Below are 21894 nucleotides of genomic sequence, written 5' to 3'. Positions count from 1 at the left end.
GGCGCGCTTATTGCGGGCCCATCTTGTCCATCAGTGCTGCGAGCATTTCGTACTCTTCGGCGGTCAGGTCGGTCAGTGGGGTGCGCACTGGGCCTGCGTCGTAACCGGCGATCTTGGCGCCGGCCTTGACGATGCTCACGGCGTAGCCGGCCTTGCGGTTACGGATGTCCAGGTACGGCAGGAAGAAATCGTCGATCAGCTTGGCCACGGTGGCGTGATCGTCGCGGGCGATGGCGTGGTAGAAGTCCATCGCGGTCTTCGGAATGAAGTTGAACACGGCCGACGAGTACACCGGCACACCCAGTGCCTTGTAGGCCGCAGCATACACCTCGGCGGTCGGCAGGCCACCCAGGTAGCTGAAACGATCACCCAGGCGGCGACGGATCGACACCATCAGTTCGATGTCGCCCAGGCCGTCCTTGTAGCCGATCAGGTTCGGGCAGCGCTCGGCCAGTTGTTCCAGCAGGTTGGCGTTCAGGCGGCAAACGTTGCGGTTGTACACCACAACACCGATGTTGACCGATTTGCACACCGCTTCGACGTGGGCGGCAACGCCGTCCTGGCTGGCTTCGGTGAGGTAGTGCGGCAGCAGCAGCAGGCCCTTGGCGCCCAGGCGCTCGGCTTCTTGCGCGTATTCGATGGCCTGGCGGGTGGAGCCACCGACGCCCGCGAGGATAGGTACCGACGTGGCGCAGGTGTCGACCGCAGTCTTGATCACCTGGCTGTATTCGCTGGCAGCCAGGGAGAAGAACTCACCGGTGCCACCGGCGGCGAACAGGGCGCTGGCGCCGTAGGGGGCGAGCCACTCCAGGCGCTTGATGTATCCAGCCTGGTTGAAGTCGCCCTGGGCATTGAAGTCGGTGACCGGGAAAGACAGCAGGCCGTGAGAGAGGATGGATTTCAGTTCTTGTGGAGTCATTGTTGTAGGCATCCTGTGGCGCTTGGGTGAAGGGTGTTGTTCTGCGTTGGAGGTAAGTTATCGTACAACCTGTACGATGACTAGTCCCCTTTGCAGAAATTTTTACCGGGCAGACAGAGGTAGGCCTGTTAGAAGGGTGTTGGGTTTTCGCGGGCATGCCCGCTCCCACAGGATAAATGGAGGGCTGGAAGGGAGTGGAGGCCTTTGTGGGAGCGGGCGTGCCCGCGAATAGGCCGGAGCAGGCAACAAATGACTTGAAGGACAACCTGAGGCTCAGGCTGATCGCAAAAAGTCATCGTATCTCTTGGAAGGAGGGGAAAAAACGATCGCGGAGACAGGCACAAGCCCGCCGTCCGCTTCCACGGGAAGTGTTCTGGGACCAGCAGAGGGTGACCGGGGAAGCGGGGGCGACCTTGCGCCGCCCCGCGATCAAAGCTAACGAAGCTGAAACCGGGTATCAGGCGGCCTGTTGGCGCTTGATCTGGCTTTTGCGCACCTGGGCGCGGCAGGCATCGCCGAAGGCCTGGAAGATCTTGATCGAATCAGGGTTCTTCGCCGCTTGCCATTCCGGGTGCCACTGCACGGCAAACAGGAACGGCGAGATGCTCGGGGCGTGAATCGCTTCGACCAGGCCGTCTTCGGCGTGGGCGATCGGCTCGATACCGGCGCCGAGGTTGCGCAGGCCCTGGCCGTGCAGCGAGTTCACGCGGATCTCGTCGGTGCCCAGGGTTTCGCGCAGCCAGCTGCCTGGCTTGATCTTCACGCCATGCACCTGGGCGTACTGCACATCAACCGGATCTTCCGGGTTTTCCCGGTGGTCGTTGAAGCCTGGCTCGGCGTAGACCTTCTGGTAGATGTCGCCGCCCAGGGCAACGTTGATTTCCTGCATGCCACGGCAGATGCCGAAAATCGGCAGGCCGCGCTTGAGCGCTGCCTTGACCAGCGGGATGTCGAACAGGTCGCGGTTCTTGTCCTGGCCCTTGCCTGGCGTTTCGTTCTCCTGACCGTACAGGGTCGGGTCGATGTTGCTGCCGGCACCGGTCAGGTACACGCCGTCGGCCATGTCCAGATAGGTCTCGAGGTCTTCGATGCCACAGCAGGTGGGCACCAGGACCGGGACGCAATCGGCGAAGTCGACCAGCGGGGTGATGTATTTGTGGGTCATGACCTGGTAGTCATGGCCTTTGCGCTCTTGGCTGCCCATGGTCATCAGGACGACGGGTTTGCGCAGGGAGGGTTGCTTGTTGCCAATGTTGCTGTTGGACATATGTCACCTTATGACAGGGCTCTGCCTGTCGTTGTTGTGCAGGTGCACGGCCCTTGGCCTTGTTGTGCTACCTGAAGTCCCGAGCACTGCCGGCTCGTCACTGGACGATTCCGGTCGGGGCTTGTAGATAGCTTGCCAGAGCCGTTCGATATGTCAAACGAGCAAAAAGCGGTTAAGGCGCCGAAATACGGGGGCTGAACCCTTGCGAGCCTGAGCCGGCAAGGGTTTGGCAGGGGGTAAGGTCAATTATATTTAACGACGCAGTTGGATCATTGCAGCGCTGCAATGATCGACGGTTCAGTGCAGTATCTGCGCCAGGAACGCCTTGGCTCGCGCTGTGCGCGGCTGGTTGAAGAACACCTGGGGCGGGCTGTCTTCGATGATCTGCCCGCCTTCGAGGAACAGCACCCGCTCGGCCACCTGCCGGGCAAAGCCCATTTCATGGGTGACGCAGAGCATCGTCATGCCCGTGCCGGCCAGTTGTACCAGCACGTCCAGCACTTCGGCGACCATTTCCGGGTCGAGCGCCGAGGTCGGCTCGTCGAACAGCATGATGCGTGGCTTCATGCACAGCGCCCGGGCGATGGCCACGCGCTGCTGCTGGCCGCCGGACAACTGGCTGGGGTACTTGTGCGCCTGGCTCTCGATACCCACCTTGCTCAGGTACATGCGCGCCCGTTCCTCGGCGTCCTTGCGCGACAGGCCGCGCACGCTGGTGGGGGCGAGCAGGCAGTTGTCGAGCACGCTCATGTGCGGGAACAGGTTGAAGTGCTGGAACACCATGCCGATCTCGCTGCGCACCTGGGCCGCCTGGCGGGTGTTGGCGGCCAGGTCGGTGCCGGCCACCTGGATGCTGCCCTGCTGGGCGATTTCCAGGCGATTGATGCAGCGGATCAGCGTCGATTTGCCTGAGCCGGACGGGCCGCACAGGACAATGCGCTCGCCTTCGCGCACCTGCAGGTCGATGTCGCGCAGCACATGGAAGGCGCCATAGTGCTTGTTCAGGCCCTCGATGCGGATCAGTTCCGGGCGTGGGTCAGGTTCGGAGGCAAGGCTGGCAACGCTCATGGGGGCGGTCATGTTGTTGTTCTCCCGCTGGGTGTCAGTCGAAACGTGCCGCGCTGTAGGGCGCAGGGTCGGTGAAAGGGCGTTCGCCGGTGAGCAGCTCGGCCACCAGCCGGCCGCTGACCGGGCCGAGGGTGAGGCCGTGGTGGGCGTGGCCGAAGTTGAACCACAGGCCTTTGTGCCGGGGCGCCGGGCCGATCACCGGGCGCATGTCGGGCAGGCAGGGCCGGCGGCCGAGCCAGGGCTTGTCATCGAGGCGCTCACCCAGGGCCGGGAACAGCTTGCGGGCCAGGGCTTCGCAGCGCTTGAGCTGGATTTCGTTGCCCGGGGCGTCACTGGCGGCGAACTCGATGCCGGTGGTCAGGCGCACGCCACGGGCCATGGGGGCCAGTACGTAGCCGCCCTGGGTGTCGCAGATCGAATGCTGCAGCTGCGCGCCGTCACGGGTGCCGTAATGCATGTGGTAGCCACGCTTGATGCCCAGCGGAATGCGGTAGCCCAGGCGCTCGAACAGGTCGCCCGACTGCGGGCCCAGGCAGGCCACCACCTCGTCGGCAGTAATCGGCCCCCGTTGGCTGTCGACCTGCCAGTGGCCATCGGCCTGGCGCAAGCTGCACGCATCGCCATGCAGGAACTGCCCGCCGCGCTGCACGAACAGCGCCGCGTAGCCACGGGTGAGGGCGCCGGGGTTGTTGACGGTCTTCGGGTCGAGCCAGTGGATGCCACCAACCACCGTGCTGTCGAGCTGGTGTTCGCGCGCCTGCAGCTGGCTGCGTTCGAGGATTTCGTACTGCAGACCGTAACGGGCCAGGCCCTTGAGCTCGGCCTTGGCCTGCTCGAACAGCGCCGGTTCGCGATAGACCTCGATCCAGCCTTTGGCCTGGATCAGCCCTTCAAGGCCGGCGGCGTGGATCAGCGCATCGTGTTCCTCGACGCTGCGCTGCACCAGCGGCAGCATGTCGGCCGCCGCGCCGGCCAGCCGCCCGGGCGCCGACTGTTGCCAGTAGCGCAGCAGCCACGGCGCCGCCTTGGGCAGGTGCAGCAGGCTGTAGCGCACATCGGGCTGGCGGTTCAGGCCATAGCGCAACAACGCGCCGAACTGCCGAGGAAAGGCATAGGGGATCACGCTGGAGCGCTCGATCAGCCCGGCGTTGCCATGGCTGGTGCCGCTGCCGGGGTCATCGCGGTCGATCAGGATCACCTGGCGCCCGCGGGCCTGCAGGTGCAGTGCGGTGCTGACGCCGACGATGCCGGCGCCGAGAACAAGGGTCTGGCAATGCATGGATGTATCCTTCGGTCAGTTCAGGTGGCGGCCCAGGCGGGCTTCCAGGTGTTTGAGCAAGCGCCGGACCAGTTCGACGATCACCAGGTAGAGCACCGCGGCCCACAGGTAGATCTGGAAGTCGAAACTGCGCGAGAACGCCAGTTTGGTCACGCCCATCAGGTCGTAGATGGTCACCAGCGAGGCGATGGCGCTGGCCTTGATCATCAGGATCAGCTCGTTGCCCAGCGGGCCGATGGCCACCAGCAGCGATTGCGGCAGGATCACCTTGAAGAAGGTGGTCGAGCGTTTCAGATTCAGCGCCCGTGCCGCTTCGTACTGGCCCGGCGCCACGGCCATCAGGCTGCCGCGGAAGATCTCGGCCTGGTAGGCGGCGGTGTTCAGGGTGAACGCCAGCAAGGTGCAGAACCAGGCTTCACGGAAGAACCACCAGAGGCCGACGTCCTGCCAGAAGCCTTTGAGCGAGCCCAGGCCGTAATACAGCAGGAACAGCTGTGCCAGCAGTGGCGAGCCGCGGAAGAAGTAGATGTAGCCGGCCGCCATGCGCTGCAGCAGCAGGTGGCGCGACATGCGCGCCAGGGCCAGCAGCAGGCCGAGCGCGGCGCCCAGGCTGAAGGAGATCGCTACCAGCTTGGCGGTGACTAGCAGGCCATCGACGAAGCGCGGGCCGTAGCGTTCCAGCAGGTCGGGGTCCAGCACCAGGCCCAGCAGTTGTTCGGCACTCATGCGCGTGCTCCTTGCAGGTGGCGGTTGCTGCGGCGCTCGATATAGGCGAACACCCGTCCCGAGGCGGCGGAGAACAGCAGGTAACCCAGGCAGGCGACGCCATAGAAGAACATCGGCTCCTTGGTCACGCTGACCGCCAGGTTGGTCTGGCGCATCAGGTCGACCAGCGAGATGGTCGACACCAGCGAGGTGTCCTTGAGTAGCGACAGCCAGTTGTTCGACAGACCCGGCAGGGCGATGCGGGTCAGTTGCGGCAGCACCACCTTGAAGAACCCGGTGCGCTTGCTCAGGCCCAGCGCCGAGCAGGCCTCCAGTTGCCCTTTGGGCAGGGTCTTGAACGCCGCCAGCCAGATTTCGCTGGAGAACGCTGCGAATACCAGGCTGAAGGCGATCATCGCGGCCAGGAAGGTGTTGATCAGGAATTCGCCTTCATAGCCCATGGCCGCCAGCAGCTTTTGCGCGGCGATCTGGCAGCCGTAATAGATGATCAGCAAGGTCAGCAGCTCGGGCAGGCCGCGGAACACGGTGGAAAAGGTGGTGGCCCAGGCACGTGGCAGGCGCTTGCGCGAACGCGCCGCCAGGGCTATGGCCAGGCCCAGCGGCAGGCCGACGGGCAGGCAGGCGAGGGCCAGGGAGACGGTGACCAGGGCGCCGGCCAGCAGCGCCTGGCCCCAGCCACCACTGGCGAAGGACAGCAAGGACAATTGATCGAGCATGACAAACCCCTTGGGCGGGTAATGCGATTACAGTGTGGGAGCGGCCTTGTGTCGCGAAAGGGCCGCATAGCGGCCCCGGCAATCTGTGCTGTTGCATAAATCCTGGGGCCGCTTCGCAGCCCTTTCGCGACACAAGGCCGCTCCCACAGGGATTTCGCAAAGACTTTCTACAGATCAGTTGTAGATATCGAAGGCAAAGTACTTGCTGGCGATCTTCTGGTAGGTGCCGTTGGCGACGATCTCGGCCAGCGCGGTGTTCAGCCGCTGGCGCAGGGCGTCGTCGTCCTTGCGCACGGCAATCGCGGCATTGGCCTTGGTGTCGGCAACGTCGCCGAGGATCTTGCAGCAATCGCCGCCGTTCTTGTTCATCCACTCGTGCAGCGGGAACTTGTCGGCAATCACCCCGTCCAGGCGGCCGGCGGCGAGGTCGGCGTTGGCCTCGTCCATGGTCGGGTACAGCTTCACGTCGGCGCCGGCCTTGGCGTACACGTCTTCGGCATAGATGGCCTGGGTCGAGGACGACTGGGCGCCGACGGTATAACCATCGAACTTGGTCTGGGCGTCGCTGATCTTGCTGTCCTTGGCCACGGCGACGGTCAGCGGGGTGCGGTAGTAGTGCTCGGTGAAGGCGATTTTCTTGCGCCGTTCCTCGGTGTCGATCATCGACGCCACCACGGCATCGTACTTGCGCGCCATCAAGGCCGGGATGATGCCTTCCCAGTCCTGGGCGACCAGGGTGCACTCGACCTTCATCTGTTCGCACAGGGCGTGGGTGATGTCGATGTCGAAGCCGTGCAGCTTGTTATCGGCATCGACATAGTTGAAGGGCGGGTAGGCACCTTCGGTGGCGAAGCGCAGGGTCTCGGCGCTGGCGTTACCCGCCAGCAGCAGGGCACACGCACCCAGCATAGCCATGGTCTTGTTCATCTCGCACCTCTTGCACTCTTGCTATTGTTGTTTGCCCGCCGGCCACGAGGTGTAGCCGACGAAATCGTTATGTAGAGCGGCAGTTGCTTCCAAGCGTTTTTCAACATCAGGCCCGAGCTTCTTGCAGACCTCGTTGACCATCAGGTGCACCCACGACAGCATGGTCGCGGTGGACTCCCAGAACAGGTTGAATTCGGTGGGGATGCGGAACACTTCGTCGGCATGGGCATCTGCCCAGTCGCAGAAGGTGTCGGTCACCAGGGTGACCGGGATACCGGCGGCGCGTGCCTTCTGGCACAGCTGCAGGGCATGGCGTGAATAGCGGCGGGCCTCGAACACCACCAGCGCGGTGTCTTCGCTGCGGCCAAGCAGCACGTCGCCGAAGTGCCCGGCGCTGCCATCGACCAGCAGCACGCCGTCGCGCAGGTATTGCAGCAGGTGGCTCATGCACATGGCGATGCCGCGCTCGGTCTGGAAGCCGGCGATGCACACCCGTGGCTTGACTGCCAGGCGCTGCGCCACGGCGTGCCAGGCGTCGCTCTGGCGGTATTCGTGAACGCGCACCAGGGCTGCGATTTCCCGCTCCAGGCTGCCGGCGTTGTCGCTGACATCCTGGTTCTGGCGATACTCTTGCAGGCGATCACCCATCAGCCATGGCCCGTCGCCAAGGTCGCTCTGCAGGTCTTGCTTGAGCGCCTTGAGGTGGGCATAACCAAGGGAGCGGCAGAAACGGCCGACGCTGGACTCGCTGACACCCAGCTTCTCGGCAATGCTGGCCGAGGTCTGGAACGGCAGTTCGTGCAGGTTGGCGAGCATGTAGCTGGCGATCTTGCGGCCCGAGGCAGCGGCCCCTTGCAGGCTGTTTTCCAGGCGTTGCTTGATCGGTTGGCTCATGCTGCTGCTCCAGGTGAGGCGTGGGATAGAAAATGGCTGTTTTCTGTCATGCCGTCAACATTTGACAGATAGCTGTCACTTATCGGAAAGTTTTTGTCGTTGCATACGCTGTTGCCATTCCAATTCCAAAAAAGGAGCTACAGATGTCCGCACCTTCCACCAGCCCGCTCGTGCGCGTGCCCTTCGCCGAGCTGCAGGGGCTGTTGCAAGCGATTTTCCAGCAACACGGCTGCAGCGAGACGGTGGCCACCGTGCTTGCCCACAACTGCACCAGTGCCCAGCGCGATGGCGCTCACAGCCATGGCGTGTTTCGTATTCCCGGTTACGTTTCGACCCTGGCCAGTGGCTGGGTTGATGGGCGGGCCATACCGCAGGTGACCGACCTGGCGCCAGGCTACGTGCGCGTGGATGCCGCCGGCGGCTTCGCCCAGCCCGCCCTGGCAGCGGCCCGTGGGTTGCTGGTGGAAAAGGCCCGCAGCGCCGGCATCGCCGTGCTGGCGATCCACAATTCGCACCATTTCGCCGCGCTGTGGCCGGATGTCGAGCCCTTTGCCGATGAGGGCCTGGTGGCGCTGAGCGTGGTCAACAGCATGACCTGCGTGGTGCCGCACGGTGCGCGCAAACCGCTGTTCGGCACCAACCCGATCGCCTTTGCCGCGCCGTGTGCCGGGCATGACCCGATCGTCTTCGACATGGCCACCAGCGCCATGGCCCATGGCGACGTGCAGATTGCCGCACGCGCCGGCCAGACGTTGCCCGAGGGTATGGGCGTGGATGCCCAAGGCCTGCCGACCACCGACCCCAAGGCCATTCTCGAAGGCGGCGCACTGTTGCCGTTTGGCGGGCACAAGGGGTCGGCGCTGTCGATGATGGTCGAGTTGCTGGCCGCAGCGCTGACCGGCGGGCATTTCTCCTGGGAGTTCGACTGGTCGGGGCACCCGGGCGCGAAAACGCCGTGGACCGGGCAACTGATCATCGTCATCGACCCGAGCAAGGCCGAGGGTAGCCGGTTTGCCCAGCGCAGCCGCGAACTGGTCGAGCACATGCAGGCTGCGGGGTTGTCGCGCATGCCGGGCGAGCGCCGCTACCGCGAGCGGGAACAGGCCGAGCGGGAAGGGGTGGCGGTGACTGAACAAGAGTTGCAAGTTCTGAAAGAACTGCTTGGCTGATCCGGCCTCTTCGCGGGCAAGCCCGCTCCCACAGGTACCGCACAGATCTCAAGGGCTGTGATATCCCTGTGGGAGCGGGCATGCCCGCGAAGAATCCAGCACAAATCCCCAGCTGTGCAAAGTTGCATAGACAACCTTGCACTTATGTGATGTTCCTTGGGCCCGACTCCGGGTATCCTCAGGGCAGTCTTTCCGAACTGTCCTGATCCAAGGAGCTGCACGCTGTGTTCAAACATGTCGATGCCTATGCCGGCGACCCGATCCTCTCGTTGATGGAAACCTTCAAGGCCGACCCGCGCGCCGACAAGGTCAACCTGAGCATCGGCCTGTATTACGATGAGGCCGGTGTGGTGCCGCAGCTGGAAGCGGTGGATGCGGTGGAAAAGCGCATTGCCGGCCAGGCCCATGAAGCCTCGCTGTACCTGCCGATGGAAGGCCTGGCCAGCTACCGCCAGGCGATCCAGGCGCTGCTGTTCGGTGCCGACCACCCGGCCGTGACCGGCAAGCGCGTGGCCACCGTGCAGACCGTGGGCGGCTCCGGCGCGCTGAAAGTCGGTGCCGACTTCCTCAAGCGCTACTTCCCGCAGTCGGAAGTCTGGGTCAGCAACCCGACCTGGGACAACCACCGCGCGATCTTCGAAGGTGCCGGGTTCAAGGTGCACACCTACCCGTACTTCGACCAGGCCAGCCGTGGCGTCGATTTCGACGGCATGCTGCAAGCCCTGCAGGGCCTTCCGGCCAACAGCATCGTGCTGCTGCACCCATGCTGCCACAACCCGACCGGTGCCGACCTCGAGCCGGCCCAGTGGCAGCAGGTGGTGGAAGTGGTCAAGGCGCGCCAGCTGATCCCGTTCCTCGACATCGCCTACCAGGGCTTCGGCGAAGGCCTGGTGGAAGACGCCTACGCCATCCGCGAAATGGCCCGTGCCGGCGTGCCGTGCCTGGTCAGCAACTCGTTCTCCAAGATCTTCTCGCTGTACGGCGAGCGGGTAGGGGGCCTGTCGGTGGTCTGCGACGACGAAGCCACCACCCAGAGCGTGCTCGGCCAGCTCAAGGCCACCGTGCGCCGCAACTACTCCAGCCCGCCCAACTTCGGTGCCCAGTTGGTGGCAGGCGTGCTCGGCGATGCCGCACTCAACGCCCAGTGGGCCGCAGAAGTGGAAGTGATGCGCAAGCGTATCCTCGACATGCGCCAGGCGCTGGTCGATGCCCTGGCGGTGCTGCTGCCAGGCCAGGACTTCCAGTTCTTCCTGCGCCAGCGCGGCATGTTCAGCTACACCGGCTTCAGCGTCGAGCAGGTGCGTCGCCTGCGTGACGAGTTCGGCGTGTACCTGATCGACAGCGGCCGGGTGTGCATGTCCGGCCTGCGTCCGGCCAACCTGCAACGGGTTGCCGAAGCCTTCGCTGCCGTCCAGAAGTAACTGCGCAACGGGCTGTTACAGAGCGCTGTTCGCGACAAAAGGCCGCTCTCACAGGCTTGTGGGGGCGGCCTTTTGCATTGAACGCGCCGCGAAGTGGCACTCTCGGCACAACCTGCTTGTAAAGACAAGTGCAACCGTCCCTCGGACGGGGCTTCGCAAGTGCAACCTTTCCGTGCACAATCGCGCCCCTCTTCCCCGGTTGAGTTGGGCGAATCGTCTAGTTCGCCATTCTCAGCCTGTTGCAGTCTTGCGAGTGGAGCTTCACCCGGAATGAATGAGCAGGCCCCAAGCGTTGAACAACGCTTTGTAGAATCGACCCCCGCCACCCTCGGCGCCTGGTCGCGTAACGACACCACCTGGATGCTGGGCCTGTTCGGCACAGCCATTGGCGCGGGGACCTTGTTCCTGCCAATCAACGCCGGCCTCGGCGGCTTCTGGCCGCTGCTGATCCTGGCCGCGCTGGCCTTCCCGATGACCTATTTCTCCCACCGTGCGCTGACCCGTTTCGTGCTGTCCGGGCGTAACGGCGGTGACATCACCGAAGTGGTCGAAGAGCATTTCGGCATCAAGGCCGGTGCATTGATCACCGTGCTGTACTTCTTCGCGATCTTCCCGATCCTGCTTATCTATAGCGTGGCGCTGACCAACACCGTCAGCAGCTTCATCGAGCACCAGCTGCACATGGCGCCGCCACCGCGGGTCATCCTGTCGTTCGTGCTGATCCTCGGCCTGCTGGCCATCGTGCGCTGCGGCGAGCAGGCCACGGTCAAGGTCATGAGCCTGCTGGTGTATCCGTTCATCGTGGCCCTGGGGCTGCTTGGCCTGTACCTGATCCCGCACTGGACCGGTGGCATCCTCGACAGCGCCGCCCAGGTGCCGTCGGGCCCGGCCTTCCTGCACACGCTGTGGCTGGCCATTCCGGTGATGGTGTTCTCGTTCAACCATTCGCCGATCATCTCGGCCTTCGCCGTTGACCAGAAGCGCAGCTACGGCGAGCACGCCGACCAGCGCAGCGGCCAGATCCTGCGCCGTGCCCACCTGCTGATGGTGGTGATGGTGCTGTTCTTCGTGTTCAGCTGCGTGCTCACCCTGAGCAGTGCCCAGTTGGCCGAAGCCAAGGCGCAGAACCTGTCGATCCTGTCGTACCTGGCCAACCACTTCAGCAACCCGACCATTGCCTTTGCCGCGCCGCTGATCGCCTTCGTGGCGATTGCCAAGTCGTTCCTGGGCCACTACATCGGTGCCAGTGAAGGCCTCAAGGGCATCATCGCCAAGACCGGCGCTCGCCCGGGTGCCAAGACCCTGGACCGTGTGGTCGCCGCGTTGATGCTGGTGGTCTGCTGGATCGTCGCCACCCTCAACCCGAGCATTCTCGGCATGATCGAATCGCTCGGCGGCCCGATCCTCGCCGTGCTGCTGTTCCTGATGCCGATGTACGCCATCCGTCGCGTGCCGTCGATGCGCAAGTACAGCGGTGCGCTGTCGAACGTGTTCGTGGTGGTGATCGGCGTGGTGGCGCTGACCTCGGTGGTGTACGGCCTGATCGGCTGATTCACTGCCTGAAACAGAAAAGGCCCGGAGCGTTTGTCGCCATCCGGGCTTTTTTTTGTCCACAGAAATTGTCTGGCAATAGAACAATTTCAATGTACCCATAGGCACCCGGCCGCCTTCATGATTAACTCAGTGTCCTTTTCAAACCCCGCATAAGGATTTCGTCATGGCTCAAGTGACCCTCAAAGGCAACCCGGTTCAGGTCAAAGGCAACCTGCCACAGGCCGGCGCCCAGGCTCCGGCTTTCTCCCTGGTGGGTGAAGGCCTGGCTGACAAGTCGCTGAAGGACTACGCCGGCAAGCGCAAGGTGCTGAACATCTTCCCGAGCGTCGACACCCCGACCTGCGCCACCTCCGTGCGCAAGTTCAACGCCCAGGCCAACGACGTGGCCAACACCGTGGTGCTGTGCATCTCGGCCGACCTGCCATTCGCCCAGGCGCGTTTCTGCGGTGCCGAAGGCCTGGAGAACGTGAAGAACCTGTCCACCCTGCGCGGTGCTGAGTTCCTGCAGAACTACGGCGTTGCCATCGCCGACGGCCCGCTGGCGGGCCTGGCTGCCCGTGCCGTGGTGGTACTGGACGAGAACGACAAGGTGCTGCACAGCGAGCTGGTTGGCGAGATCGCCGACGAGCCGAACTATGAGGCAGCCCTGGCTGTACTGAAGTAAGGATTGCCCGGGGGAGGGTAAAGGAACTCTTCTGCCTGGCCCCTCTCCAAGCAACACCCTGTAACGGCCCGGAACGCTTTCCGGGCCGTTTTCATTTAAAGTTCAACCTTTTGACAACGTCAGGCAAAGGTAAACCTCTGGTAAAGAGCCTTTGCTATAACGATGCCAGTGCTTATCGTTCAACCTCCCAAGCCGCCATTTCCGAACAAGGTTCGTTCAACCCATGCAAGTGTCCAATTCCCGATCCCCTCGTCGCTGGCTCGTCGGCCTGCTGATCCTGCTGCTGGTGGCCTTGCTGGCCTGGTGGCTGTGGCCTGCGGCAACGCCTGCCCACAAAGCGGCCGGAGGCGGGCGCGGCGGCAAAGGCATGGGGATGGGCATGGGCCGGCCGGGCTTCGGCGGCTCTACCGACCCGGTGCCGGTGCGCGTCGAACCGGTGCGGGTGGGCGACTTCCCGCTCTACTACAAGGCCCTGGGCACGGTCACTGCGACCAACACGGTGAATGTGCGCAGCCGTGTGGCCGGTGAACTGGTCAAGATCCTCTTCAAGGAGGGCCAGCAGGTCAAGGCCGGCGACCTGCTCGCTGAAATCGACCCGCGCCCTTACCGCATCGCCCTGCAGCAGGCCGAAGGCACCCTGGCACAGAACCAGGCGCAGCTGAAGAACGCCCAGGTCGACCTGGCGCGTTACAAAGGCCTGTACGCCCAGGACAGTATCGCCAAGCAGACCCTCGACACCGCCGAAGCCCAGGTCGCGCAGTTCCAGGGGCTGGTCAAGACCAACCAGGCCCAGGTCAACGATGCCCGCCTGAACCTCGATTTCACCCAGATCCGCGCGCCAATCAACGGCCGCGTGGGCCTGCGCCAGCTCGACCTGGGCAACCTGGTGGCGGCCAACGACACCACCGCCCTGGTGGTGATCACCCAGACCGAGCCGATCAGTGTCGCCTTCACCCTGCCCGAAACCGAGCTGAACACCGTGCTCGACCGTTACCGCAGCGGCGCCAGCCTGCCGGTCGAGGCCTGGGACCGCACCGACAGCAAACTGCAGTCGACCGGGGTGCTGGGTAGCATCGACAACCAGATCGACACCACCACCGGTACCCTGAAGTTCAAGGGGCGTTTCGAGAACAAGGACCTGGCCCTGTTCCCCAACCAGTTCGTCAACGTGCGCCTGCTGGCCGACACCCTCAAGCAGGTGGTGATGGCGCCGGCAGCGGCCGTGCAGTTCGGCAACGACGGCACCTTCGCCTATGTGGTCAACGACCAGAGCACGGTCAACATCCGCAAGCTCAAGGTCGGCGCCAGCGATGGCCAGAACAGTGTCATCCTTGACGGCCTCAAGGCCGGTGACCGCCTGGTGCTGGAAGGCACCGACCGCCTGCGTGAAGGCACCAAGGTCGAAGTGGTCGAAGACAGCTCGCAAGTGCCGACCACCCCCGGCCAGCACCTACAGGGCCAGGACGCCAAGGGCTCGGCGCAGACCGATGAAGCACCTTCCGGCAAAGCGGCAGGCAAGGCGGGCGCATGAACCTGTCACGCCTGTTCATCCTACGCCCGGTCGCCACCACGCTGACCATGCTGGCCATCGTCCTGGCCGGCCTGATCGCCTACAAGCTGCTGCCGGTGTCGGCCTTGCCCCAGGTCGACTACCCGACCATCCGGGTCATGACCCTTTACCCGGGCGCCAGCCCGCAGGTCATGACCAGTGCGGTCACCGCCCCGCTGGAGCGCCAGTTTGGCCAGATGCCGGGCCTCGAGCAGATGGCGTCGACCAGTTCCGGTGGTGCCTCGGTGCTGACCCTGCGCTTCAGCCTGGACATGAACATGGATGTCGCCGAGCAACAGGTGCAGGCCGCGATCAACGCCGCCAGCAACCTGCTGCCCAGCGACCTGCCGGCGCCGCCGGTGTACAACAAGGTCAACCCGGCCGACACTCCGGTGCTGACCCTGGCCATTACCAGCAAGACCATGCCGCTGCCCAAGCTCAACGACCTGGTCGACACCCGCGTGGCGCAGAAGCTCGCGCAGATCAGTGGCGTGGGCATGGTCAGCATCGCCGGCGGCCAGCGCCAGGCGGTGCGGATCAAGGTCAACGTCGATGCGCTGGCGGCCAACGGCCTCAACCTCGATGACGTGCGCACCCTGATCGGCGCGTCCAACGTCAACCAGCCCAAGGGCAACTTCGACGGCCCGACCCGGGTGTCGATGCTCGACGCCAACGACCAACTGCGCTCGCCCGAGGAATACGCCAATCTCATCCTCGCCTACAACAATGGCGCGCCGCTGCGCCTGAAGGATGTCGCCGAGATCGTCGACGGCGCCGAGAACGAACGCCTGGCCGCCTGGGCCAACCAGAACCAGGCCGTGCTGCTGAACATCCAGCGCCAGCCGGGCGCCAACGTCATCGAGGTGGTCGACCGCATCAAGGAACTGCTGCCATCGATCACCGACAACCTGCCGGCCGGCCTCGATGTCTCGGTGCTCACCGACCGCACCCAGACCATCCGTGCAGCGGTCAAGGACGTGCAGCATGAGCTGCTGCTCGCCATCGTGCTGGTGGTGATGGTCACCTTCGTGTTCCTGCGCCGCTTCAGCGCTACGATCATTCCCTCGATTGCCGTACCGCTGTCGCTGATCGGCACCTTCGGCGTGATGTACCTGGCCGGCTTCTCGGTCAACAACCTGACGCTTATGGCCCTGACCATCGCCACCGGTTTCGTGGTCGATGATGCCATCGTCATGCTCGAGAACATCTCGCGCCACATCGAGGAAGGTGAAACGCCGCTGCAGGCAGCGCTGAAGGGCGCCAAGCAGATCGGCTTCACCCTGATCTCGCTGACCTTCTCGCTGATCGCCGTGCTGATCCCGCTGCTGTTCATGGCCGACGTGGTCGGCCGCCTGTTCCGCGAATTCGCCATCACCCTGGCGGTGGCCATCCTGATTTCCCTGGTGGTGTCGCTGACCCTGACGCCGATGATGTGCGCGCGCCTGCTCAAGCGCGAGCCCAAGGAGCAAGAGCAGAGCCGCTTCTACCGCGCCAGCGGTGCCTGGATCGACTGGATGATCGAACACTACGGTCGTGGCCTGCAGTGGGTACTCAAGCACCAGCCGCTGACCCTGCTGGTGGCTGTGGCCACCCTGGGGCTGACCGTGCTGCTGTACATGGTCGTGCCCAAGGGCTTCTTCCCCCAGCAGGACACCGGGGTGATCCAGGGGATTTCCGAAGCGCCGCAGTCGACTTCGTTCGCCGCCATGAGCGAGCGCCAGCAGGCCCTGAGCAAGGTCATCCTGCAGGACCCGGCGGTGCAGAGCCTGTCGTCCTACATCGGTGTCGACGGCGACAACGCCACGCTCAACAGCGGCCGCCTGCTGATCAACCTCAAGCCCCACGGCGAGCGTGACGTCACCGCCGGTGAAGTGATCAGCCGCCTGCAACCGCAACTCGACAAGCTGGTCGGTATCCGCCTGTTCATGCAGCCGGTGCAAGACTTGAGCATCGAGGACCGGGTCAGCCGTACCCAGTACCAGTTCAGCCTGTCGTCGCCCGATGCCGAGCTGCTGGCGCAGTGGAGCGGCAAGCTGGTGCAGGCCCTGCAGGAGCGCCCGGAACTGCAGGACGTGGCCAGTGACCTGCAGGACAAGGGCCTGCAGGTGTACCTGGTGATCGACCGTGACATGGCCAGCCGCCTGGGCATCACCGTGTCACAGATCACCAACGCCCTTTACGATGCCTTCGGCCAGCGGCAGATTTCCACCATCTACACCCAGGCCAGCCAGTACCGCGTGGTGCTGCAATCGCAGGACGCGGCGGTCATCGGCCCGCAGGCGCTGGAGTCGATCCACGTCAAGGCCACCGATGGCGGCCAGGTGCGGCTGTCGGCGCTGGCGCGCATCGAGCAGCGCCAGGCGCAGCTGGCCATTTCGCACATCGGCCAGTTCCCGGCGGTGACCCTGTCGTTCAACCTGGCCCATGGCGCGTCGCTGGGCGAGGCGGTCAAGGCCATCGAACAGGTGCAGCAGGACATCGGCATGCCGCTCGGCGTGCAGACCCGCTTCCAGGGCGCCGCCGAAGCCTTCCAGGCCTCGCTGTCGAGCACCTTGCTGCTGATCCTGGCGGCGGTGGTGACCATGTACATCGTGCTCGGCGTGCTCTACGAGAGCTACATCCACCCGGTGACCATCCTCTCGACCTTGCCGTCGGCGGCGGTCGGTGCCTTGCTGGCGTTGATCCTCAGCGGCAACGACCTGGGCATGATCGCCATTATCGGCATCATCCTGCTGATCGGCATCGTCAAGAAGAACGCGATCATGATGATCGACTTCGCCCTCGAAGCCGAGCGCAACCAGGGCATGAGCCCGCGTGATGCAATCTACCAGGCGGCGTTGCTGCGCTTCCGGCCGATCCTGATGACCACCCTGGCCGCGCTGTTCGGCGCCGTGCCGCTGATGCTGGCCACCGGTTCCGGTGCCGAGCTGCGCCAGCCGCTGGGCCTGGTGATGGTCGGCGGCCTGCTGGTCAGCCAGGTGCTGACGCTGTTCACCACCCCGGTCATCTACCTGTACTTCGACCGCCTGGCCCGCCGCTGGCGCCCGGCCGCTGACGCACAGCAGGCCGAGGCATGAACCTGTCCGGACCGTTCATTCGCCGGCCAGTGGCAACCATGCTGCTGAGCCTGGCGATCATGCTGCTCGGCGGTGTCAGCTTCGGCCTGCTGCCGGTGGCGCCGTTGCCGCAGATGGACTTCCCGGTGATCGTGGTGTCGGCCAACCTGTCCGGGGCCAGCCCCGAGGTCATGGCCGCCACCGTGGCCACGCCGCTGGAGCGCAAGCTCGGCAGCATCGCCGGCGTCACCACCCTGACCAGCAGCTCGAACCAGGGCTCGACGCGGGTGATCATCGGCTTCGAGATGGGCCGTGACATCGACGGTGCCGCCCGTGAGGTGCAGGCGGCGATCAATGCCACACGCAACCTGCTGCCCAGCGGCATGCGCAGCATGCCCACCTACAAGAAGATCAACCCGTCGCAGGCGCCGATCATGGTGCTCTCGCTGACCTCCAGCGTGTTGCAGAAGGGCCAGCTGTACGACCTGGCCGACACCATCCTGTCGCAGAGCCTGGCCCAGGTCAGCGGGGTAGGGGAAGTGCAGATCGGCGGCAGCTCGCTGCCGGCGGTGCGCATTGCCGTGGAGCCGCAGCTGCTCAACCAGTACAGCCTGTCGCTGGACGAGGTGCGCACGGCGGTGTCGAACGCCAACCAGCGCCGGCCCATGGGCTTTGTCGAGGATGCTGAGCGCAACTGGCAGGTGCGCGCCAACGACCAGCTGGAAACCGCCAAGGACTACGAGCCGATCGTGATCCGCCAGTCGAACGGCACCATCTTGCGCCTGTCTGACGTGGCCACCGTCACCGATGGCGTCGAGAACCGCTACAACAGCGGCTTCTTCAACGACCAGAGCGCCGTATTGCTGGTGGTCAACCGCCAGACCGGCGCCAACATCATCGAAACCGTCGACCAGATCAAGGCACAGCTGCCGGCCCTGCAGTCGTTGCTGCCGGCCAGCGTCCAGCTCAACGTGGCCATGGACCGCTCGCCAGTGATCAAGGCCACCCTCAAGGAAGCCGAGCACACCCTGCTGATCGCCGTGGTGCTGGTGATCCTGGTGGTCTACCTGTTCCTCGGCAGCCTGCGCGCCTCGCTGATCCCCAGCCTGGCGGTGCCGGTGTCGCTGGTGGGCACTTTCGCGGTGATGTACCTGTGCGGTTTTTCGCTGAACAACCTGTCGCTGATGGCGTTGATCCTGGCCACCGGCCTGGTGGTGGACGATGCCATCGTGGTGCTGGAGAACATCTCCCGGCACATCGAGGACGGCCAGCCGCCGATGCGTGCGGCGTTCCTCGGCGCCAGGGAGGTCGGCTTCACCTTGCTGTCGATGAACGTCTCGCTGGTGGCCGTGTTCGTCTCGATCCTGTTCATGGGCGGCATCGTGCGCAACCTGTTCCAGGAGTTCTCGATCACCCTGGCGGCGGCGATCATCGTCTCGCTGGTGGTGTCGCTGACCCTCACGCCGATGCTCTGCGCCCGTTGGCTCAAGCCTCACCGCGCCGAACCGACACGCCTGCAACGCTGGAGCGACAAGGCGCACCAGCGCATGGTCGATGTCTATGACCGCAGCCTCGGCTGGGCCCTGCGCCACAAGCGCCTGACCCTGATCAGCCTGCTGGCGACCATCGGCCTGAACATCGCCCTGTACGTGGTGGTGCCCAAGACCCTGATGCCGCAACAGGACACCGGCCAGCTGATGGGCTTTATCCGCGGTGATGACGGCCTGTCGTTCAGCGTGATGCAGCCGAAGATGGAGATCTACCGCCGTGCCTTGCTCGCCGACCCGGCGGTGGAAAGCGTGGCCGGCTTCATCGGTGGCAACAGCGGCACCAACAACGCCATGGTGCTGGTGCGGCTGAAACCGATCAACGAGCGCAAGCTAGATGCGCAGAAGGTCATCGAGCGCCTGCGCAAGGAAATGCCCAAGGTGCCGGGTGGGCGGCTGTTCCTGATGGCCGACCAGGATTTGCAACTGGGCGGCGGTGGCCGTGACCAGACCTCCTCGCAGTACCTGTATACCTTGCAGAGCGGCGACCTGGCGGCCCTGCGCCAGTGGTTCCCCAGGGTGGTCGCGGCCCTGCGCGCATTGCCCGAACTGACCGCCATCGACGCCCGTGACGGCTCCGGTACCCAGCAGGTGACCCTGGTGGTCGACCGTGACCAGGCCAAGCGCCTGGGCATCGACATGGACATGGTTACCGCCGTGCTGAACAACGCCTACAGCCAGCGGCAGATCTCGACCATCTACGACAGCCTCAACCAGTACCAGGTGGTGCTGGAGATCAACCCGAAATACGCCTGGGACCCGAGCACGCTAGAACAGGTACAGGTGATCACCAGTGACGGCGCGCGGGTACCGCTGTCGACCATTGCCCATTATGAGAACAGCCTGGCCAATGACCGGGTCAGCCACGAAGGCCAGTTCGCCTCCGAAGACATCGCCTTCGACGTTGCCGAAGGCTACAGCCCCGACCAGGCCATGGCCGCGGTGGAGCGTGAAGTGGCCAAGCTCGGCCTGCCCGAGGAAGTGATCGCCAAGCTCGGCGGTACGGCCAGTGCGTTCGCCAAGACCCAGGAAGGGCAGCCGTTCATGATCCTTGGCGCCCTGGTGCTGGTGTACCTGGTGCTGGGCATCCTCTATGAAAGCTACATCCACCCGCTGACCATCCTCTCGACCTTGCCCTCGGCCGGCGTCGGTGCGTTGCTCGCGCTGTACGCCACGGGCGGCGAATTCAGCCTGATCTCGTTGCTGGGCCTGTTCCTGCTGATTGGTGTGGTGAAGAAGAACGCCATCCTGATGATCGACCTGGCGCTGCAGCTTGAGCGCCATCAGGGCCTGAGCCCGGAAGAGTCGATCCGCCGCGCCTGCTTGCTGCGCCTGCGGCCGATCCTGATGACCACCCTGGCGGCCATCCTGGGTGCCTTGCCGCTGCTGATCAGCCGCGCCGAAGGTGCTGAGATGCGCCAGCCACTGGGCCTGACCATCATTGGCGGGCTGGTCGTCAGCCAGCTGCTGACCCTTTACACGACGCCGGTGGTGTACCTGTACCTGGACCGCCTGCGCCACCGATTCAACCATTGGCGCGGTGTCCGCACCGACGCTGCCCTGGACACACCGCTATGAACTTCGCCCAGACCCGACTTCACCGTGCCTTGCAGCTGCTGACCCGTGGGCGGGGCTCTCGCCTGGCCGGCGCCGGGCTGTGCGTGGCCATGCTCAGCGCCTGTACCCTGAGCCCGGACTACCACCGCCCGGAACTGAGCACCCCGGCGCAGTACAAGCAGGCCGAAGGCTGGACCCAGGCCAACCCCTCCGATGCCATCGCCCGTGGCGCCTGGTGGGAGATCTACGGTGATGCCGGGCTGAATGCGCTGGTCGAGGAGCTCAACCGCAGCAACCAGACCGTCGCGCAATCGGAAGCCCAGTACCGCCAGGCCCAGGCCCTGGTGCGCAGCAGCCGGGCGTCGCTGTTCCCCAGCCTGGACCTGAGCGCCAGCAAGAACCGCTCGGCACAAGGCACCGGCAGCTCCAGTTCGAGCCTGTCCAACAACAGCAGCGGTATTCGCAACACCTACAACGCGCAGCTCGGCGTCAGCTGGGAAATCGACCTGTGGGGCAAGCTGCGCGAAACCATGAACGCCAACGAGGCCAGCGCCGAAGCCAGCTTCGCCGACCTGGCCGCGATCCGCCTCAGCCAGCAGTCCGAGCTGGTGCAGAACTACCTGCAGCTGCGGGTGATCGACGAGCAGAAGCGCTTGCTGGAGGCTACCGTCGCGACCTATGCGCGCTCGCTGCAGATGAACGAAAACCAGTACCGCGCCGGCGTCGCCGGCCCGGATGCGGTGGCCCAGGCGCGTACCCAGCTGAAGTCCACCCAGGCCGACCTGATCGACCTGATCTGGCAACGCGCGCAGTTCGAGAACGCCATCGCCGTGTTGCTCGGCAAGGCCCCGGCGGAGTTCTCCCTGGCCGACAGCAAGCGCATTCCGGCGCTGCCGCAGATCCCGGTGGCGCTGCCGTCGCAACTGCTTGAACGCCGCCCCGACATCGCCTCGGCCGAGCGCAACGTGATGGCTGCCAACGCCAACATCGGCGTGGCCCGTGCCGCCTACTTCCCGGACTTGAGCCTGAGCATGAGCGGCGGTTATTCCAGCAGCAGCTTCAGCAACTGGATCGAACTGCCCAACCGCTACTGGTCGGTGGGGCCGCAACTGGCGATGACCTTGTTCGACGCCGGCAAGCGCAGTGCCGAAGTCGACCGCACCCGAGCGGTGTATGACCAGACCGTAGCGCAGTATCGCCAGACCGTGCTCGACGGCTTCAAGGAAGTGGAGAACTTCCTGGTGCAATTGAAGGTGTACGCCGATGAAGCCGTGGTACGCCAGGAAGCGCTGGAAGCGGCACGCGAATCGTTGCGCCTGACCGAGAACCAGTACCGGGCGGGCCTGATCGGTTACCTCGATGTGGTCAACGTGCAGACCACCGCGTTGAGTAACGAGCGCAGCGCGCTGACCCTGCTGGAAGGGCGGCTGGTGGCCAGCGTGCAGCTGATTGCTGCGCTAGGCGGCGGCTGGGATGCCGAACAGGCGTTTGCCCAGCAGGAGTAGGTACTACCGTGCTAAGGGCTGGCACAAAAAAGCGCGGCGGCCCGACAAATGGCAATTTGCCTCCATCGCGCTAGAA

16 protein-coding genes are annotated in these 21894 nt (G+C 64.6%); 8 read left to right on the top strand and 8 right to left on the bottom strand.

Features of this window, described 5'->3' with window-relative positions:
- Nucleotides 1–7: 7 nt before the first annotated feature.
- From kdgD to J7573_RS11905, 8 genes are all read right to left on the bottom strand, one after another.
- Nucleotides 8–919 carry a 5-dehydro-4-deoxyglucarate dehydratase gene (gene kdgD / locus J7573_RS11940; protein WP_294334917.1) on the bottom strand — a complete coding sequence of 304 codons (912 nt, stop codon included), beginning with the start codon at nt 917–919 and terminating at the stop codon, nt 8–10.
- A 457-nt stretch (nt 920–1376) separates the two neighbouring features.
- Complete coding sequence (locus J7573_RS11935) at nt 1377–2186, bottom strand: type 1 glutamine amidotransferase (RefSeq protein WP_110638090.1); 810 nt, start codon at nt 2184–2186, stop codon at nt 1377–1379.
- Between the two features lie 297 nt (nt 2187–2483).
- A complete protein-coding gene (locus J7573_RS11930; RefSeq protein WP_294334915.1) occupies nt 2484–3266 on the bottom strand; it encodes an amino acid ABC transporter ATP-binding protein in 783 nt (260 codons plus the stop codon).
- Between the two features lie 22 nt (nt 3267–3288).
- The gene (locus J7573_RS11925; RefSeq protein ID WP_294334914.1) at nt 3289–4533 is read right to left on the bottom strand and encodes an FAD-binding oxidoreductase; all 1245 of its coding nucleotides are present in this window, start codon (nt 4531–4533) and stop codon (nt 3289–3291) included.
- A 15-nt stretch (nt 4534–4548) separates the two neighbouring features.
- Nucleotides 4549–5259 carry an ABC transporter permease subunit gene (locus tag J7573_RS11920; RefSeq protein ID WP_294334912.1) on the bottom strand — a complete coding sequence of 237 codons (711 nt, stop codon included), beginning with the start codon at nt 5257–5259 and terminating at the stop codon, nt 4549–4551.
- Nucleotides 5256–5975, bottom strand: a complete 720-nt coding sequence (locus tag J7573_RS11915) for an ABC transporter permease subunit (RefSeq protein WP_294334909.1) — start codon at nt 5973–5975, stop codon at nt 5256–5258. The genes J7573_RS11920 and J7573_RS11915 overlap by 4 nt, the downstream gene beginning before the upstream one ends.
- 174 nt (nt 5976–6149) lie before the next feature.
- The gene (locus J7573_RS11910; RefSeq protein ID WP_294334907.1) at nt 6150–6902 is read right to left on the bottom strand and encodes a transporter substrate-binding domain-containing protein; all 753 of its coding nucleotides are present in this window, start codon (nt 6900–6902) and stop codon (nt 6150–6152) included.
- A gap of 21 nt (nt 6903–6923) precedes the next feature.
- Nucleotides 6924–7796, bottom strand: coding sequence for a MurR/RpiR family transcriptional regulator (locus tag J7573_RS11905; protein ID WP_294334905.1), 873 nt, complete (start codon nt 7794–7796; stop codon nt 6924–6926).
- Nucleotides 7797–7939: 143 nt separating this feature from the next.
- On the opposite strand from J7573_RS11905, the gene J7573_RS11900 reads away from it, so the two are divergent.
- The 8 genes from J7573_RS11900 to J7573_RS11865 all read left to right on the top strand — a co-directional run bounded on the left by J7573_RS11900 (nt 7940) and on the right by J7573_RS11865 (nt 21818).
- On the top strand, nt 7940–8965 hold the full coding sequence (locus J7573_RS11900) for an Ldh family oxidoreductase (protein WP_294334904.1): 1026 nt from the start codon (nt 7940–7942) through the stop codon (nt 8963–8965).
- A 224-nt stretch (nt 8966–9189) separates the two neighbouring features.
- Nucleotides 9190–10386 carry an amino acid aminotransferase gene (locus J7573_RS11895; protein ID WP_110638081.1) on the top strand — a complete coding sequence of 399 codons (1197 nt, stop codon included), beginning with the start codon at nt 9190–9192 and terminating at the stop codon, nt 10384–10386.
- Nucleotides 10387–10656: 270 nt separating this feature from the next.
- Nucleotides 10657–11937 carry a serine/threonine transporter gene (locus tag J7573_RS11890; RefSeq protein ID WP_294334902.1) on the top strand — a complete coding sequence of 427 codons (1281 nt, stop codon included), beginning with the start codon at nt 10657–10659 and terminating at the stop codon, nt 11935–11937.
- Between the two features lie 166 nt (nt 11938–12103).
- A complete protein-coding gene (gene tpx, locus J7573_RS11885) occupies nt 12104–12604 on the top strand; it encodes a thiol peroxidase (protein ID WP_294334901.1) in 501 nt (166 codons plus the stop codon).
- Nucleotides 12605–12827: 223 nt separating this feature from the next.
- On the top strand, nt 12828–14135 hold the full coding sequence (locus J7573_RS11880) for an MdtA/MuxA family multidrug efflux RND transporter periplasmic adaptor subunit (protein WP_294334899.1): 1308 nt from the start codon (nt 12828–12830) through the stop codon (nt 14133–14135).
- Nucleotides 14132–17230, top strand: coding sequence for an MdtB/MuxB family multidrug efflux RND transporter permease subunit (locus J7573_RS11875; RefSeq protein WP_294334897.1), 3099 nt, complete (start codon nt 14132–14134; stop codon nt 17228–17230). Before J7573_RS11880 ends, J7573_RS11875 begins: the two co-directional genes overlap by 4 nt.
- Complete coding sequence (locus J7573_RS11870; protein WP_294334895.1) at nt 17227–20334, top strand: efflux RND transporter permease subunit; 3108 nt, start codon at nt 17227–17229, stop codon at nt 20332–20334. Before J7573_RS11875 ends, J7573_RS11870 begins: the two co-directional genes overlap by 4 nt.
- Nucleotides 20331–21818, top strand: a complete 1488-nt coding sequence (locus tag J7573_RS11865; protein ID WP_294334894.1) for an efflux transporter outer membrane subunit — start codon at nt 20331–20333, stop codon at nt 21816–21818. The genes J7573_RS11870 and J7573_RS11865 overlap by 4 nt, the downstream gene beginning before the upstream one ends.
- The last annotated feature ends 76 nt before the right edge of the window (nt 21819–21894 follow it).

This window comes from Pseudomonas sp. (genome assembly GCF_017744435.1).
Lineage (GTDB): Bacteria > Pseudomonadota > Gammaproteobacteria > Pseudomonadales > Pseudomonadaceae > Aquipseudomonas.
This window is presented reverse-complemented; position numbering and strand designations above follow the sequence as displayed.